Annotated in this window: 18 protein-coding genes and 2 tRNA genes; 10 read left to right on the forward strand and 10 right to left on the reverse strand. The window is 34.6% G+C overall.

What is annotated here, in order from left to right; all coding sequences use genetic code 11:
* Positions 1–4: 4 nt before the first annotated feature.
* The 5 genes from JMA43_RS08090 to folE form a co-directional block, all read right to left on the reverse strand.
* The gene (locus JMA43_RS08090) at positions 5–499 is read right to left on the reverse strand and encodes a DUF192 domain-containing protein (protein ID WP_342155993.1); all 495 of its coding nucleotides are present in this window, start codon (positions 497–499) and stop codon (positions 5–7) included.
* Complete coding sequence (lgt, locus tag JMA43_RS08095; RefSeq protein ID WP_342155994.1) at positions 496–1,326, reverse strand: prolipoprotein diacylglyceryl transferase; 831 nt, start codon at positions 1,324–1,326, stop codon at positions 496–498. Before lgt ends, JMA43_RS08090 begins: the two co-directional genes overlap by 4 nt.
* 85 nt (positions 1,327–1,411) lie before the next feature.
* On the reverse strand, positions 1,412–1,636 hold the full coding sequence (yidD, locus tag JMA43_RS08100) for a membrane protein insertion efficiency factor YidD (RefSeq protein ID WP_342156012.1): 225 nt from the start codon (positions 1,634–1,636) through the stop codon (positions 1,412–1,414).
* A 41-nt stretch (positions 1,637–1,677) separates the two neighbouring features.
* Positions 1,678–3,162: a cysteine--tRNA ligase gene (cysS, locus tag JMA43_RS08105; protein WP_342155995.1), complete on the reverse strand. Its 1,485-nt coding sequence runs from the start codon at positions 3,160–3,162 to the stop codon at positions 1,678–1,680.
* Between the two features lie 159 nt (positions 3,163–3,321).
* Complete coding sequence (gene folE / locus JMA43_RS08110) at positions 3,322–4,002, reverse strand: GTP cyclohydrolase I FolE (protein ID WP_342155996.1); 681 nt, start codon at positions 4,000–4,002, stop codon at positions 3,322–3,324.
* 287 nt (positions 4,003–4,289) lie between these two features.
* Between folE and JMA43_RS08115 the strand changes: the two genes are divergently transcribed.
* Genes JMA43_RS08115 through JMA43_RS08125 form a run of 3 tightly spaced genes read left to right on the forward strand, consistent with a single transcriptional unit; the run spans position 4,290 to position 6,333 of the window.
* Positions 4,290–4,718 carry an SRPBCC family protein gene (locus JMA43_RS08115; protein ID WP_342155997.1) on the forward strand — a complete coding sequence of 143 codons (429 nt, stop codon included), beginning with the start codon at positions 4,290–4,292 and terminating at the stop codon, positions 4,716–4,718.
* A gap of 33 nt (positions 4,719–4,751) precedes the next feature.
* Complete coding sequence (locus JMA43_RS08120; RefSeq protein ID WP_342155998.1) at positions 4,752–5,678, forward strand: bestrophin family protein; 927 nt, start codon at positions 4,752–4,754, stop codon at positions 5,676–5,678.
* Positions 5,679–5,682: 4 nt separating this feature from the next.
* Positions 5,683–6,333, forward strand: a complete 651-nt coding sequence (locus tag JMA43_RS08125; RefSeq protein WP_342155999.1) for a class I SAM-dependent methyltransferase — start codon at positions 5,683–5,685, stop codon at positions 6,331–6,333.
* 339 nt (positions 6,334–6,672) lie between these two features.
* Here the strand turns inward: JMA43_RS08125 and JMA43_RS08130 are convergent, their stop codons facing one another.
* On the reverse strand, positions 6,673–8,205 hold the full coding sequence (locus JMA43_RS08130; protein WP_342156000.1) for an OmpP1/FadL family transporter: 1,533 nt from the start codon (positions 8,203–8,205) through the stop codon (positions 6,673–6,675).
* A 236-nt stretch (positions 8,206–8,441) separates the two neighbouring features.
* On the reverse strand, positions 8,442–9,617 hold the full coding sequence (locus JMA43_RS08135; protein WP_342156001.1) for a hypothetical protein: 1,176 nt from the start codon (positions 9,615–9,617) through the stop codon (positions 8,442–8,444).
* A gap of 99 nt (positions 9,618–9,716) precedes the next feature.
* On the opposite strand from JMA43_RS08135, the gene proS reads away from it, so the two are divergent.
* From proS to JMA43_RS08165, 6 genes are all read left to right on the forward strand, one after another.
* Positions 9,717–11,192, forward strand: coding sequence for a proline--tRNA ligase (proS, locus tag JMA43_RS08140; protein ID WP_342156002.1), 1,476 nt, complete (start codon positions 9,717–9,719; stop codon positions 11,190–11,192).
* 85 nt (positions 11,193–11,277) lie between these two features.
* Positions 11,278–11,349: transfer RNA gene (locus JMA43_RS08145), tRNA-Glu, on the forward strand.
* Between the two features lie 58 nt (positions 11,350–11,407).
* Positions 11,408–11,479 (forward strand) — tRNA-Glu (locus JMA43_RS08150).
* Positions 11,480–11,535: 56 nt separating this feature from the next.
* Complete coding sequence (gene rpsT, locus JMA43_RS08155; RefSeq protein WP_342156003.1) at positions 11,536–11,787, forward strand: 30S ribosomal protein S20; 252 nt, start codon at positions 11,536–11,538, stop codon at positions 11,785–11,787.
* 92 nt (positions 11,788–11,879) lie between these two features.
* Positions 11,880–12,812 (forward strand): peptidylprolyl isomerase, encoded by a 933-nt coding sequence (locus tag JMA43_RS08160; protein ID WP_342156004.1) that lies wholly within the window; start codon positions 11,880–11,882, stop codon positions 12,810–12,812.
* A 152-nt stretch (positions 12,813–12,964) separates the two neighbouring features.
* Positions 12,965–13,510 carry a YfiT family bacillithiol transferase gene (locus JMA43_RS08165; RefSeq protein WP_342156005.1) on the forward strand — a complete coding sequence of 182 codons (546 nt, stop codon included), beginning with the start codon at positions 12,965–12,967 and terminating at the stop codon, positions 13,508–13,510.
* 98 nt (positions 13,511–13,608) lie between these two features.
* On the opposite strand, the gene JMA43_RS08170 is transcribed toward JMA43_RS08165, so the two are convergent.
* A complete protein-coding gene (locus JMA43_RS08170; protein WP_342156006.1) occupies positions 13,609–14,250 on the reverse strand; it encodes a peroxiredoxin in 642 nt (213 codons plus the stop codon).
* A 112-nt stretch (positions 14,251–14,362) separates the two neighbouring features.
* Positions 14,363–14,920, reverse strand: coding sequence for a thioredoxin family protein (locus tag JMA43_RS08175; protein WP_342156007.1), 558 nt, complete (start codon positions 14,918–14,920; stop codon positions 14,363–14,365).
* A gap of 196 nt (positions 14,921–15,116) precedes the next feature.
* Between JMA43_RS08175 and JMA43_RS08180 the strand changes: the two genes are divergently transcribed.
* Positions 15,117–15,419, forward strand: a complete 303-nt coding sequence (locus tag JMA43_RS08180; RefSeq protein ID WP_342156008.1) for a phosphoribosylpyrophosphate synthetase — start codon at positions 15,117–15,119, stop codon at positions 15,417–15,419.
* A gap of 55 nt (positions 15,420–15,474) precedes the next feature.
* Here the strand turns inward: JMA43_RS08180 and JMA43_RS08185 are convergent, their stop codons facing one another.
* A complete protein-coding gene (locus JMA43_RS08185) occupies positions 15,475–17,118 on the reverse strand; it encodes a discoidin domain-containing protein (RefSeq protein WP_342156009.1) in 1,644 nt (547 codons plus the stop codon).
* Positions 17,119–17,404 lie beyond the last annotated feature (286 nt).

Consider the following 17,404-nt stretch of genomic DNA (forward strand, 5'->3'; position numbering starts at 1 on the left):
AACTTTATTTTTTCTGATAAGAAATTACATCCCCTTCGTTAATTTTCCATGCATTTGCCATTCCTCCATTAAGTTCTAAAACATATTGTGCAGGGAAGTTGGAAGGAAGCGAAGCCTCGTTCATAGGTTGTGCATTTTTCACCATGCTTACAATTTTAAAATTGCTGTCGATGTAAAGGATGTCGAGCGGAATTTCGGTGTTTTTCATGTAGAAATAACGAGGTTCAGCATCTTCAAAAACAAAAAGCATTCCTTGATTTTCTTCCATAGAATTGCGATACATTAGTCCCGTTTGTCGCTCGTATTCATTATCGGCAATTTCGATATCTATTTTAGAAACAATAATGGAATCGTTTCTGCTGATAGATAGTTCTCCTTCTTTTTTGAACGAAATCTTTTCAGTTTTAATCTCTTTTTCTGCTGAATTGTCATTGCAACTTATCAGTGTAAAACAAATAAATAACAATACTAAAACAAGGCGAACTAAGTAACTTATCATGATTGCTTTTTTGAAGGATGATACAAAAACATTAAGTAGAAACCTACCAATACAAACGGAATACTAAGCCATTGCCCCGTTGAGAAAACTCCCAAAGCCGACTCGAAACCACCTTGCGATTTTTTGTAGTATTCAGCAATAAATCTAACGGTCCAAGTTAGCACAAGCCATAAGCCAAATAAGTATCCAAGTTTATCTTTTTTATCGGTTTTCCAATAAGTGTATTGCAGAATGATAAATACAAAAACATATCCGAATGCTTCGTATAATTGCGCTGGATGTCTCGGAAATGTTTCGCCTAATTGTTTAAAAATAATACCGTAGTCGGTACCCGTTGGTTTTCCTATAATTTCAGAATTAAAGAAATTTCCAAGTCTAACAAAAACACCTCCAATAGCTACAGGAATCGAAATTCGGTCTAAAATCCAAAGGATAGGTTTTTTGATTACTTTTTTGCTGTACATGTACATTGCAATGATAACTCCTATCGCTGCACCATGGCTGGCAAGACCTCTAAATCCTGTGAATTCAAACGTAGGGCTGAACTTAACTGGTAAAATTATACTTAGCGGATCTTCTAAAAACATGCTCGGTTCGTAAAAGATAAAATGCCCTAAACGCGCGCCAATAAGTACCGAGAGTACCATGTAGATAAATAAAGAATCAAGCGCTTCTTCCGATTGATTTTCGTTTTGATATATTTTTTTCATCAAATACCAACCCAATGAAAAGGCAATAACAAACATTAAACTATAGTAACGTAATTGGAAAAAGCCAAGATCTAGTAGAACCCCATTTGGATCCCAGGTAATACTTAAAAAGTGCATTCGCGTTTATTTTGTAGTAAATATAGTTAATTGAGGTTTTACAACTCAAAAAAATATAGGTTTCTAGCGTTAAAAAAGATTAAAATTAAGGAACAGGGTCGTAACCGCTACCTCCCCACGGACCACAACTCGCAATTCTTTTTATTGAAAGCCATCCGCCTTTAAACAAGCCGTGTTTTTTTAATGCTTCCAAAGTGTATTGAGAGCATGTTGGCGAATATCTACAAGACGCTGGTGTGTATGGAGAAATAGCGACTTGATAAAAGCGAACTAAAAATACAAAAGGCGCTATGAGAATTTTCTTTAAAATATGCTGTTGATTTTAGGTGAATTCTTTCCTTTTACCAAAATTTAATTCAAGCTAAAAGTAGTGCCGTCTTTTCCATCCTTTAGTTCTACTCCAAGAGTTGCCAATTGGTTTCTAATTTTATCTGAAGTTGCAAAATCTTTGTTAGCTCTTGCTTCTGCACGTAGCTGAATTAAAAGTTCTACAGTTCCAGATAATTTATCAGAAGAATTGTCGTTTCCGTTTCTTTCATCTTGAAGTCCGAGAACATCAAAAATAAAAGCTTCCATAGTTTCTTTAACTGTTGCTAAATCTTCTTTGGTGATGGTATTTTTTTCTTCTTTTATAAGATTGATTTGCTTTACAGCTTCAAATAAATGAGCAATTAAAATCGGACTATTGAAGTCGTCATTCATCGCATCGTAGCAGTTTTGTTTCCACGTAGCAACATCAAAAGAAGAGCTTTTACTGGTTTTTAAACTGTCGATTGCATTGAAACCGTCCATCAATCTGTTAAAGCCTTTTTCAGAAGCTAAAAGCGCATCATTACTAAAGTCTAAAATACTTCTGTAATGTGCTTGGAGCATAAAAAAGCGAGTCACCGATGGTGTAAAAGGTTTACTTAGGATGTCGTTATTCCCTGTGAAAATTTCATTTGGTAAAATGTTATTTCCAGTAGATTTTGCCATTTTCTTTCCGTTTAAGGTAAGAAGGTTGGCGTGCATCCAATAATTTACAGGACTCTGCCCTGTAGAAGCTTCTGCTTGTGCAATCTCACATTCGTGATGCGGAAACTTCAAGTCCATTCCACCGCCATGAATGTCAAAATGGTCGCCCAAATATTTGGTGCTCATTGTGGTACATTCTAAGTGCCAACCAGGAAATCCGTCGCTCCAAGGAGAAGGCCAACGCATAATGTGTTGTGGTTCGGCTTTTTTCCAAAGTGCAAAGTCTTGCGGATTTTTCTTTTCTGACTGACCTGCAGTTTCTCTGGTATTGTGAATAAGGTCTTCTACGTTTCGCTTGCTAAGTTTTCCGTATTCATTAGTTTCATTAAATTTCAAAACATCAAAATACACAGAACCGTTTATCTCGTATGCAAATCCGTTTTCGATAATCTCTTTGATAACTTCAATCTGTTCAATAATATGTCCAGTTGCAGTAGGTTCGATACTCGGTGGAAGGTTGTTAAACTTATTAAGTGTGTTGTGAAAATCTACCGTATAGCGTTGCACAACTTCCATAGGTTCTATTTGCTCTAAACGTGCTTTTTTTGCAATTCTATCTTCACCAACGTCAGCGTCGTTTTCTAAATGTCCTGCATCGGTAATGTTTCGAACATAGCGAACTTTAAAGTCTAAATGCTTTAAATATCTAAACACTAAATCGAAAGACATAAAAGTTCTAACGTTTCCTAAATGCACATTGCTGTATACGGTTGGACCACAAACGTACATTCCAACATAGCCTTCTGTAATAGGTTTAAAAACTTCTTTTTCTCCTGTAATAGAGTTGTATATTTTTAATTCGTTAGTTTGATATCGTTGCATTTTTATTGTTTAGTTGCTTGTTTTTTCTGAAGTAAAAGGCGCTGTGAGTGCCTTTATGAATTGCTAAGATAATAGTTTCGTTGTAAATGAGTAAGTTGTTATTTCAATTTTAAAACTAAAATAACAACTTACTATTTTTAACTTTTGAAAGTGGGGAAACTAAAACTCAGTATCGAGTTTTATGTAATCTAAAAACTCTCTTCTTACAGCAGGGTCTTTAAATTTTCCACCAAATTCTGCGGTTACAGTACTACTTTCAATATCTCTAATTCCGCGAGAGTTCACACAAAGGTGTTTTGCATCTATCACACAAGCAACATCTTTGGTGCCTAGTGCTCTTTGAAGTTCTTGAACTACTTGCATTGTCATACGTTCTTGTACTTGCGGACGTTTTGCGTAATAATCTACAATACGGTTCATTTTAGAAAGTCCAACTACACTTCCGTTAGAAATATAGGCAATGTGAGCCCGCCCAACAATAGGCAATAAGTGGTGCTCGCAAGTGGAGTAAACCGTGATGTTTTTTTCAACAAGCATTTCTCCATACTTGTATTTATTCGAAAAGGTAGAAGCTTTTGGCTTTCTATCTGGGTGTAAACCAGAAAAAATTTCTTTTACAAACATTTTCGCAACACGTCTTGGTGTTCCGCGTAAACTATCGTCGGTTAAATCCAATCCAAGTGTTTCCATAATGGTGTAAACTTGCGATTCGATTTGTTCAATTTTTTCATCATCAGATAAATCAAAAGCATCTTTTCTCATTGGAGTTTCTGCTGCCGACGATGCGTGATCATTTCCTACTTCATCAAAATGATCCTCTAAAGCTTTATCTATTTTCATTCTTTTGTGCTATGTTTAAAAACCAACTTCAGCAATAAATTTTCTTAACTTTTAGCTGTCAAAGACTTCTCGTTGGTCAATAAAAAATTGACAGCAAAGATACGTATTTATAGCCTATTAACGTTATAATTGCGGAAAGTTGAATTAATTTTTTCTTTTATTCCTTCTTAAAATAATGGATCTACACTTTTTAGTTACTTTTTTAGGGGAAACCTTACAAGAAAATCGATGATATTTTTCTTTCTTTTAAATTGAAGTAAACCAGTAAAAATGTATAAAAAGCACATATGAAAAACCCAATGATTACTGAAGAATTGATAGTGAAAACACCGATAGCAAAAGTTTGGAACGCATTAACAAATCCAGATAAAATGAAGCAATGGTATTTTGATGTTAAAAATTTTAAACTGATGGACACTGCCGAGTTTTATTTTTACGAACCTAACGGAACAAATTTTAAGCATGTATGTAAAATTTTGGAAGTAATTCCGCAGAAAAGATTTCGACATACATGGAGTTACCCCGAATATTCCAAAGGAGTTTCTGTGTTAACATGGCGACTTACTCAAAAAAAGGAATTAACCCATATTAAACTAGTGCATAGCGGAATTGAAAATTTTGCCGATGCAGGTTCAGATTTTTCACGAGAAAACTTTGTTGTAGGGTGGCAAGAAATTGTGCAAAAGGATTTGTTGGACTTTTTAAAAAATGATTAATTATATTTATAAAAAATTAAACAATTATCTTGAATGCTTTTATCCAAAAAAGTTAATATTTACAGAATTCTAAGTGGTACGTGGCGTCATTTTTTATTCGAAATTATAGCTTGTGTTTCCGCATATTTTATTTATCGCTACATCGAACAAATACATTTTTTCGACACCATTGTAGTGTCGAGTATTATTCCAACAATTTTAGGTACAGCACTTGCCTTTTTTATAGGTTTTAACAATAATCAAGCCTATGATAGGTGGTGGGAAGCTCGTAAAATTTGGGGAACGTTGGTTAACCATTCTCGTACATGGGCAAGGCAAGTAATGTTTTATATTGATGAGGAAGAAGCTGTAAAAGATGCAAAAGTTAACCCGATTAAAGTGAAATTAATTTACAGACATATTGCATTTTTATATGCTCTGAAAGAAGGGTTACGAGACGATAGCGAAAAGCATTATAAAAACTATTTATCCGAAGAAGATTTTGTAGCAGTAGAAAAAGAAACCAATGTGCCTAATGCTATTTTGAATATTCAAACAAAAGATTTGCAACAACTCACCGAAAAGGGATTGGTAGATGGCTTCAAGTTTTTGGAGCTCAACAGTATGTTAGTTCATTTTTGTGATGAAATGGGAATGTCTGAACGTATTAAAAACACAGTGTTTCCAACAACTTATAATTTTTACACACGATTGTTTGTTTGGATTTTTATTATTAGTGTAACCTGGTCTTTAACAGATAATATGGGAGCGTGGTCAATTTTAGTTGGGATATTGGTGGGTTATATTTTCTTGACAACACACAAAATCGGAATGGCATTGTTGAATCCGTTTGATAATATTCCTGCTGGAATTCCTCTCAATCAAATTACGAGAACTATTGAGATTAATTTGTTAGAATTGCTGAAAGATAAAAATATTCCTGAGCCTGTAGAAAGTGTTGATGGTGAATATATAATGTAGCATTATGCAAAAAGATTCCGCAGAAAATAGTATTGCTAGCCAGTTGAAATGTCCTTCGGGTTCTAAAGGGATAGAGATGGGGGAGATGATGCACGCAACAAATATCGGGATGACTCGAAGTGCAATTAAAGCGTTGAATTTAAATGATAAAGATGAAGTCTTGGAAATTGGTCATGGGAATGCAAAGCATCTAAATGAATTTTTTCAAGAAGCAAAAGCGTTGAAATATGTTGGTGTTGATATTTCTGAGCAGATGCATATTCAGGCTAAGAATTTTGCTAATGACTTAAAAGAAGCTACTCAATTCTACCTATACAACGGTATTAATTTACCTTTCGAAGCTGATACTCTTCATAAAGTTTTTACAGTAAATACCATTTATTTTTGGAGTAATCCTACAGATTTTTTAAATGAAATTTATAAGGTTCTAAAGCCGAGCGGATTACTTTCGGTTTGTTTTGCTGAACAATCGTTTATGGAGCAATTACCTTTTATAGATAATCAGTTTGAATTGTATGATGAGGAAAAAGTAATAAGGTTGATTGGAACTTCTGACTTTCTGATTGAAGAAATTATTCGAAAAAGTGAAGTAGTTACCGCTAAAGATGGCACTTCTGTAACTCGTGATTATTTGGTGGTAGTGCTAAAAAAATAAATTAGCTCTTTAATGAAATGTAAGTTGTATTTCTTTAAAGAGCTAATTTACCTCAGTTCGATGTAAATTTCAATATATAATACCTTATATCTATTTAAATTTTTTAAGAATGCTTTCATTTTTGTCTTGACACAAAAACGAAACAAAAAAGTCAAGACTGATTTAAAAAGTATAAGAAAATCTACGGAACCATCCTCCACAGATAAAAAGAACTCGCTACGCTCAAACAGCTTTTTATCTATCAGTCCTTACAGCTTCCTTGATTTTCAATACTTTTTTAATAGGTCGTTTTATTGCATATTCATCATTCTTACGTCGAACTCACGTTAATTTTACCTCTTATAAACTCAATGTATATGAGAGCGTAACATTGGTGTTTTTATTATCGATTGCAGCAGTAGAAGTTAGTCCAGTGTTGTAAAGTGGAATATTGTAATCTCTAAACGCTTGACTAAAGCCTAAGTCTAGCTTCGATGCTCCAAAATTGTATCCTAACCCAAGCGAGTATCCGTTTAAGTTGCTCATTGTAAATTCATCTTTATACGGACTTCCTTCAAAACGGTAACCACCTCTAAAACTAAAATTTCTTAATCTGAATTCTCCTCCAAGTCTAAGTGTAGAAACAGCTTGGAATTCATCATCAATCGCTTGATTTTCTTCAGCAAAAAGAGGATCATAGGTAGGTTTTAGTTTTGCATTCGACATGTCTTGATACGAATAATCTAAACTAAGTAATCCGTAAGGGCCAAAAATGGCTGCGATACTTCCTGTGTATTTCCCTGGGATGTATATATCGTAACTAGGAAATATAAGCGTTGCATTTGGACTCGCTTCCGAGTACGTTGCATTTGTATCGTCTGGATTTGCTAGGTAATCGGTGTTAATGCTTTGGAATAACTCGTCAGTCATATCATACCAAATAGGCGACTGGTAACTTGCACCAACTCTAATCATGTCGTTTAGTTTTGCAATTCCTCCTAAATTAAATGAAAATCCATTTCCGTAGGTGTACAAATCGTTGTCAAATTGTACGTATTGTAGTGTAGAGTTGTTGTCATAACCGTATTCATCAAATTGTGTAATAGTACGACGCTCCAAGCTGTAAAAATTAAATCCAGCACCTATATATATATTGTCTGAATATTGTGAGGCAAAATTTAAAGTGAATTTACTGTCGTAACCCGAAGTAATTACAAGTTGTTCTTGCTGTAAACCATTTGAAAAACTAGCATTTGATACATACGAAGTTTCATCAGGGTTATCGGTAGTAGCAGGGTCAATAATATAGTTTTGATACCCTAAAAAACCTTGTTGCGCACTATACCCTAAATCACGACCAATATTAATGTAAGCTTGCGTTATGTTTTCGTTTCCAATAGGTTCTAAATCTCCTACACTATAACCACTTGCATTATTTACAAAATAGTTTGCGATTGAAGTGTTTCCTGTTCCGATGGCTAAATATTCATTTTCAAAATTATTGCTTAGCTCGTAGTTGAAAGCCATGGTGAATTTTTTCCATTTAGAAGCGCTATTTCCGTTTTCAAAAACTAATGCACCACCAATCTGGTTTAATTTAAGTTGAGAGAAGTCGGTTTCGCTTCTTCCGTCAAAATAACTTGTTTTATTATCAATGTTGTAATTTGTTGCTGAAAGCGTAAAAACAGTACTTGAAAATACAGCAGATCCCGCAGGGTTTGTATTGATTGCCGACATGTCGCCACCAAGGGCGCCAAAAGCACCACTCATACTTTGATAGCGGGCAGTACCATTTAAATTGTCTGTGCCGTAAAGTGCTACACTATTTCTGTCTTGAGCAAAAACACCCAATGAGAAAAGCGAAGTAGCTATAAGGAATAGATTGTTTTTCATTTGATTGTTTTATTATTTTTTTAAGAGTTGCATGAAATTTATATAGCAATTAATGTTTGCTTTTCATGCGGTTATTTTGTGTTCGATAAATTGGTTTGTTGGTATAAAAAAACTGTCTAAAAGAATTTATTTTGTCGGGCCGAAATTACTTCGATCTTTCATGATGTTTAAATCATTTTTTTGAATTCTGAATTGAATCAGAACGACATTAAAAACTTTTAGACAGTTTGATATTATTATCTTCCTCTTCCGCCGCTTCTAGATCCACCGCTACTACGAGATCCGCCACCACCACTAGATCTTGAGAATGATCCGCTGCTTCTGCTTGATGAAGGACTAGAGTAACTTCTAGAACTACTTCTTGATGATGACCTAGAGTAGCTAGAGTTGCTTCGCGAAGAAGAACCTCTAGAATAGCTAGGATTACTTCTGCTAGAAGAAGTAGATCTTCCGTATGTTGAGTTCGTTCTTCCTGAAGTAGTAGTACGTCCAGAGGAAACTCTTGAATTTGTGTTTCTTGAATATCCAGAGGTTCTGTTGTATCGTCCTCCGTCAACACCAACTCTGGCGCTGTTAGAGTATCCACTTGTTCTAGAAATTGTGCTTCTTCCTCCAACTTGCGATGATCTTGAGTATCCTCTAGATGATCTAGCCGAAGTATTGGCTCTTCTTACACTTTCTTGATGACGAGCAACTGCAGCTGTATTTCTTCCGTAGTATCCTCTTCTAGAGTTTGTATAAGCATATCTGTGGTTGCCGTAATACGGACCGTAATATCCGCCACCATACCAGCCACCGCCATAGCCCCAACCTGGTCTATACCATGGGTTTCCCCATCCCCAGCTTAGGCCCCAGCCACCGCCGTACCAACCTCCATACCAGCCGCCGCCATAACCCCAACCTGGGCCATACCAACCACCGTAATAAGGTCCCCAAAATGGGTCGTACCAGCCACCGCCGTACCAACCACTGTAACCCCAGTTGTTGTTGTATACATTTACGATAGTGCTTTCAGGGTTTTCTCCCCAACCAGCATTACCTTCGTTGTAATCCAAAATATAATTTTCAGAAACATCGGTACTATCAACGTTTGTACTTGAGTATGAATTTACATCAGTAAAAATATCGTTGTTTTCTTGATATTCAATGGCTTCATTAAGCATTTGAGCTTTGTTGCTAAAATAGCTTTCGTAATCTGTAATAACTACAGTATTTGGAGCATTTGTAGTTTGCTGTTGCGTATCATTGGTGTTTGGCGTATCGTCGTAATAAGTAATTTCTTGATCGTATATCCCATCGTTATCATAGTACGAAGCTTGATCGTAAGAACCACACGAACTTACTAAAACTCCAATGATAAAAACAGTCAAAACGACTTTCATGTTTAAGGGAATGTATTGTGTTTTCATCATTGCAAAAATTTATTGTTGAACATAGCAAAAATAGTTAGTTTTGTCAAACTATTAATTACATTTAACTAAGGTGCAAGTTTTGTGCCAAACTACATATTGATGGGTAAGAATTTAACAAAGAGAAGCGAAGATTATTCAAAATGGTATAACGAATTGGTTGTCAAGGCCGATTTGGCCGAGAATTCAGCAGTAAGAGGATGTATGGTAATTAAGCCGTATGGTTTTGCTGTTTGGGAAAAAATACAAGCACAATTAGATAAAATGTTTAAGGAAACAGGACATGAAAATGCGTATTTTCCTTTGTTCATTCCAAAATCTTATTTGAGTAAAGAAGCTGATCACGTTGAAGGATTTGCGAAAGAATGTGCTGTAGTAACGCACTATCGTTTAAAAAATGCTGAAGATGGAAGTGGAGTTGTAGTAGACCCTGAGGCGAAACTTGAAGAGGAATTAATTGTTCGTCCTACTTCAGAAACAATTATTTGGGATACCTATAGAAAGTGGATTCAGTCGTATAGAGATTTACCAATTTTAGTAAACCAATGGGCAAATGTTGTGCGATGGGAACTTAGAACTCGTATGTTTTTAAGAACTGCTGAGTTTTTATGGCAAGAGGGACATACCGCTCATGAAACAAAAGAAGAAGCTATCCAAGAGGCAGAACAAATGATGAATGTATATGCTGAGTTTGTTGAAACTTTTATGGGTGTGCCAGTTGTAAAAGGAGTTAAAACCGATAGCGAGCGTTTTGCAGGCGCCTTAGAAACATATTGTATTGAAGCGTTAATGCAAGACGGTAAGGCTTTGCAAGCTGGAACTTCTCACTTTTTAGGTCAGAATTTTGCGAAAGCTTTTGATGTGAAGTTTGCTACCCGAGAAGGGAAACAAGAGTACGTTTGGGCAACTTCATGGGGAGTGTCAACGCGTTTAATGGGAGCTTTAATTATGTCGCATAGCGACGATAATGGCTTGGTGTTACCTCCAAAGTTGGCACCTATACAAGTAGTAATTGTTCCTATATATAAAGGACAAGAACAATTGGATGCAATTTCCGATCGTGTAAATCCACTTGTAAAAGAATTGAGAGCGAAAGGAATTTCGGTTAAGTTTGATAATAGAGATACTCAAAAGCCAGGATGGAAGTTCAATGAATACGAATTAAAAGGAGTGCCTTTGCGTATTGCTATTGGAATGCGCGATATGGAAAACAACACTTATGAGTTGGCGCGTAGAGATACCTTAACCAAAGAAGTTGTACAGGCAGATGCTATTGTAGATAGAGTTGCATACTTATTGGAAGAGATGCAAGAGAATATTTATAAAAAAGCATTGGATTATAGAAATTCTCACATTACTGAAGTAAATACTTTTGATGAATTTAAAGAATTGCTAGAAACCAAAGGCGGATTCTTGTCGGCACATTGGGATGGTACTGCAGAAACAGAAGATAAGATTAAAGAACTTACAAAAGCAACAATTCGCTGTATTCCTCTGGAAAATAAGCAAGAAGAAGGTGTTTGTATTTATTCTGGGAAGCCTTCTAAACAGCGTGTTTTATTTGCAAAAGCATATTAATTAAAAAAAAATAAAAAAAATTGTTTCTAGGTATTGTATGATTTAAAAATAGTTGTATTTTTGCATCCGCAATAAAGGAAATAATGGTCCGTTCGTCTAGGGGTTAGGACGCCAGGTTTTCATCCTGGTAACAGGGGTTCGATTCCCCTACGGACTACAAAAGATTAAGTTCATTAAAATATACGAGTTTTCTCGTAGCTCAAACAAGAGCAATTGGTCCGTTCGTCTAGGGGTTAGGACGCCAGGTTTTCATCCTGGTAACAGGGGTTCGATTCCCCTACGGACTACTATAAAGTATAACATGGTGCAGCGTAAAGCTGCTGTTTGTAAAAATTAAGAAAAGATGGCAAATCACAAGTCGGCATTAAAAAGAATCAGAAGAAACGAAGCAGTTCGTTTAAGAAATAAATATCAACATAAAACAGTTCGTAACGCTATCAAAAAGTTACGTGCTACAGAAGATAAAAAAGATGCAGAAACATTATTGCCTTCTGTTATCAGTATGATTGATAAATTAGCAAAAAGAAATATTATTCACGCTAACAAAGCTGGAAACTTAAAATCAGGATTGACTAAAAGAGTTGCTGCTCTTTAATACATTAATTCTTAGTTATACAATATAATAAACGCTCCGCTTTTGTGGAGCGTTTTTAGTTTTAGTTACTCACATAAAAAATTATATTCAGTATGGAAAATGGTATTTATGCAAAATTTAATACTTCAAAAGGAGAAATCTTAGTGAAGTTAACGCACGATAAAACACCTGGAACTGTTGGGAATTTTGTTGCTTTAGCAGAAGGAACAATGGAAAACAGTGTAAAACCACAAGGAAAACCATATTACGATGGGATTACTTTTCATAGAGTTATTAATGATTTTATGATCCAAGGAGGATGTCCACTTGGAACAGGTACTGGAGATGCAGGTTACAAATTCGATGATGAGTTTGATAGCTCATTACGACACAATCGTCCTGGAGTTTTATCAATGGCAAATGCAGGTCCTGGAACCAATGGATCTCAGTTTTTCATTACGCATGTACCAACGCCATGGTTAGACGATAAGCATACTGTTTTTGGTTTTGTTGAAAATGGTCAAGATGTAGTTGATGCAATTGCTCAAGGTGATAAAATTGATTCTTTAGAAATTGTAAGAGTAGGAGAAGAAGCTGAAAATTGGAATGCAATTGAAGCCTTTAGAACTTTTGAAGGTGCTCGTGAAAAGCGTATTGCTGAAGAAAAAGCGAAAGCTGAAGCTGCACTAGAGAAAATTGCTGCGGGATTTGATAAAACAGAAAGCGGACTTCGTTATAAATTAATCCAAAAAGGAAACGGACCAAAAGCTGAAAAAGGGAAAAACGTTTCTGTACATTATAAAGGACAGTTGGAAAACGGACAAGTTTTTGATTCTTCATACCAAAGAAATCAACCTATCGATTTTACTTTAGGTATCGGGCAAGTAATTGCTGGTTGGGATGAAGGTATTTCGCTTTTACAAGTTGGCGATAAGGCACGTTTTGTAATTCCTTCTCATTTAGGATATGGAGCTAGAGGTGCAGGAGGGGTAATTCCTCCAAATGCTACATTAATTTTTGATGTTGAGCTTGTAAAAGTAGGCTAAGCAAATGTTAATTTTTTAAATTGAATTCAGCAATTTAGCTTAACTATTCCGATTATTTCGGAATATAAAAGTAGCTGTACATTCAATCATAATTATACGAGATTTAAAATCCTGTTGCATAAAGATGTAGCAGGATTTTTTATATTTGAAATATGACAACTCCCACTTTACAACAGCTACAATACCCTATCGGGAAATATCAATCGCCTGCAAATATTTCGGCTACCGATATTAAAAATTGGATTCGAACTATTGAATTTTTTCCTGAAAAGTTAGAAGCTTTGGTGGAAGATTTTGACGATGATCAATTGGATACTCCATACCGACCTGAAGGGTGGACGGTACGCCAGTTAATTCATCATTTAGCAGACAGTCATCTAAATAGTTACATTCGTTTTAAATGGACACTTACTGAAGATAAGCCTGTTATTAAAGCTTATTTTGAAGATCGTTGGGCCGATTTGGAAGATGGTAAAAATGATGATATTGAGATGTCTCTTATGCTTATCGAGGCTTTGCATAAACGTTGGGCTTCTATGTTGAAAAAGTTAACAGAAACTCAATTTAAGCGTACATTTATTCATCCAGAAAGTAATGAGGAGATAAGTTTAAAAAAGTTAATTTCGATTTACGATTGGCATTGTAGACATCATTTTGAACATATCAATGCATTAGCCAAACGAGAAGAGTGGGTGTAACGCCATTCATAATAAGGTAAAAAAACTGCCTAAAAGGATTTATTCGGTTATCAGAATAATCTTTTTAGGCAGTTTTTCTTTAATTCCAATTTTTGACTTTAGTCAATATTTGGTTGCGGTGTTAAACGCAAATATGGTTTTACCTCTTTAAATCCTTTTGTGAAAATGTTTTTAGCATCATCACTAGAAATTGCAGGACTAATTACCACTTCGTCTCCGTGTTTCCAGTTTGCTGGAGTGGCTACTTTATGGTAAGCTGTAAGTTGTAAAGAGTCGATAACTCTTAAAAGCTCGTCAAAATTTCTACCCGTCGAAGCTGGGTATGTAATCATCAGTTTAATCGATTTATCTGGTGCGATAATATATACTGAACGCACTGTTAGCGTTGCATCTGCATTTGGGTGAATCATATCATAAAGCTCTGCTATTTTACGATTTTCATCAGCAATAATAGGGAAGTTAACTTCTGTATTTTGCGTTTCATTAATATCGTTAATCCATCCTTTATGCGATTCAACTCCGTCTACACTTAATGCAATTACTTTGGTGTTTCGCTTTTCAAATTCGTCTTTATATTTTGCTACAGTTCCCAATTCGGTAGTGCAAACTGGGGTGTAATCCGCTGGATGTGAGAATAAAATTCCCCAGCTGTCTCCTAAATATTCATGGAAATCGATGTTTCCTAACGACGTTTCTGCGGTAAAGTTTGGTGCTTTATCTCCTAATCTAAGTGTTGCCATGTTTTCTTGATTTAATTAATACTCTACAAAGTTAGTAGATTATTAATATCAAGACTATTTTTATTTGATAAAAGATTGTTAAGAATTGTATGCGATTTGTGAGATTTATGAATTATTGTTTCCATTTAAGATTACATCCCATGCTTGGCTTTTGGGTTTTGTATATTCTTTTTCCCATCATGGCAGCATCAATGGCACTTCTAATGTCTCTTCCTGTTATTGGCATACTATTTCCTGGGCGTGAATCGTCAAACTGACCTCGATATACGAGTTCAAGACTGTTGTCAAAAACATAAAAATCGGGCGTACAAGCAGCGTCATAAGCTTTTGCTACTTCTTGTGTTTCATCGTATAAATAAGGAAAAGTAAAATCGTTTTCAAGTGCATTCACTTTCATTTTTTCGGGACTGTCTTCAGGATAATTTTCAACATCATTACTCGAAATAGCAACAAAATTAACATCGCTATTTGCGTAGTCTTTAGCCAATTTTGCAATCTCTTTATTTAGGTGTTTTACATAAGGGCAATGGTTGCAAATAAACATAACAACAGTTGCCTTTTCTCCATATACATCGCTAAGTTTTAGTTTTCTGCCAGAAATAGTATCGAGAAGATTAAAATTTGGTGCTTTTGTCCCTAATGGGAGCATATTACTTTCAGTTCTTGCCATAGTATTTTTAATTTTTAAACGTAATTCTTCGTGAGAATATCCCGAAGTAGTTTATTGTAAAATACGAATAAGATATCGGTTTTAAAAAGAGAATCCGCTTAGTTTTTTTATTTCTGCTGAAATCTTAAAAAAGAATTAAAGTTTTGTAGACTCAAAAAGTAGTTTGTAACTTTTATGGAAACCAAAAACTATAACGATGAAAAATGCATATGAAAGTCTATCAATAGCAATTGAAGATTTAAAAAGAAAAGGATATACAGAAGATTATAATTTGTGTGAAGTAGGAGTAGAGAACCGCTCTAAACATAGTGTTTGTACTGCAGCCGATTTAAATGTGGTTGATTATTATCGTTTTGAAGGCGATAGTAACCCCGATGATAATTCGGTGTTGTATGTGATAGAAACATCTTTTGGAGATAAAGGGTTGTTAGTAGATGCTTACGGTGCCTATTCTGGAAATATTTCCAGAGAAATGATTGAAAAATTGAGAATTGTATAATAAAAAACGCATCCAAAATAGGATGCGTTTTTTGTTTGAATTTAAATTCTAATTATTAAAAAGCTCCTACTTCGGCAAGTCTTGTTGCTGGTCGATGGTTGTAGGAACTGAGCGATATTATTTTAAAATATCTTGTGTTTATTGGGTTTTTAAGTAAAAACTGTTGTCGTTTTTTAGAATGTGTAGCTGAGAATGTTTCGTGCTTTATAAAAGTTTTGTTGTCTTCAGAAGTGTAAACTTCAAAGTCCTTAATCATTCCATTGTAGCTACTTTGATTTTGAACGATACAAACTCCGTGTAATAATTCTATTTTATTCATGTCTATAGTTATTTCATGTGGGTGTTTATAAGTGTTTTTATACCCTGTGTGCCATATTGTGCTTAAATCTCCGTCTAAAACATTTATTGCAGCACCTCCTTTTTCATCAGGAAAATTCATGTCTTCATGAGAGACATTTTCTATTTCCCAATATGTTCTGTCGAAGTCTTCAAACAATTCAAAATCAACATCTATGTCTGGTTTTCCATTTTTAAATAAATAATCATATGTATTAATGGTTCTTTTTAATCCATTTTCAAACACTAAAACTGTTTTTAATTTAAAAGGGTATGGTTTGTAAGACTCATCAAAACCTTTTAGGGGAGTTGTGTAGTAAAATTCTTCAGCATCATCAATAGGGATAATATCTGTCGTAGCACATGAAATTGAATTATAGTCTGAGTCTGTTTCACTTGTTTTTGGGTCGTTGTAGATAATGGCTCCTTTTACTTTAACAGAACTTTTAAACCTTACTTTAATGTGAATAACGTTCTCATCAGCATAAATTCTTTCTTTTTTAATTTCAATTATTGGTTCTTCATTGTAGTACTCAAAGCCATTCGAAATATTAAATACTTCACTATTATCTAAAATTAAGGCAGATCCTTTTGTTAATTTTACTTTGTTTGGTTCATTCCAATATTTATTACTACCAACTCCCATCATTGAAATAAAGTTCTTTGTAGTTTTTTGTTTTGTATGTGGTAGGTTTAAAGCATGACCTATTTCATGTATTAATACTCCAATCCATCGATCGTTTATAGCTGAGTGTCCACTTGATTCATCCCATTGCTCCATATCATATCCGTTTTCATAATCAATTACAAAGCCGTATTTTCCGAGAGCATAGTATGGTACATCAATATCGTATTTAGGAATAAAGATTAAAAAATGCTCACTAGTTTTTAGATGAGGATTTTCGATGAAATAGTTTTTAATTTCATTTCTAGCCATAGAGCCTCCTCCTGTGTATGGATATGAAGCTTTACCTTCTTGTCCTTTTATTAAATGGATTTTCACCAATCCTGGGTTTTCTTCATCTTCTTGAAGTCCGAATCTCTTGTACTCAAAACCATTTTCCTTTAATTCTTTCGCATAAAAGTTTTGAGTATGTCTTAGAACATTTGTAATTCTTTTATGGTAGTCTTTATATGGTTCAACATCATTCGGTAAAAAATAAACAATATTCAATTGTTTTTGCCCAGGAAGAGAAAACGGAGGAGCTTCAGTTTCATTTGAATAAGGATTGATTGCCACTTTTGTTTTTTCCTCTTCAATTAGTAGATCATCAGTAAAGCTGTCTTTACTGCAAGTTAAGAATACAACGCATACAAGAGCGATTTTAAGTAATTCATAAATTTTCTTAAAATTAATTTTCATAGTACTTAATTTAAAAGATTAATAATCTGTTTAGTCTGAATTAGAAATCTTTTAGGTTGGATATAAGTTCCTATTGTATGTCCAATTTTGATAATCGGAAAGGAAATAGAATGAAAGATAGTTTTAAGGGATGTCTTCTTTTGGGAAAAGGAGAAATACTAGAAGTATGTAGGGCATATTGGGTTTAGGGGTATAGTTTTTTTGGTGTTTTAATATACTTTTAATTAGTGGATTTTGATAATAAAAAACGCATCCATTTTTGGATGCGTTTTTTGTTTGGATTTAA

It is taken from the genome of Joostella sp. CR20 (genome assembly GCF_038433465.1).
In the GTDB taxonomy this organism is placed as follows: domain Bacteria; phylum Bacteroidota; class Bacteroidia; order Flavobacteriales; family Flavobacteriaceae; genus Galbibacter.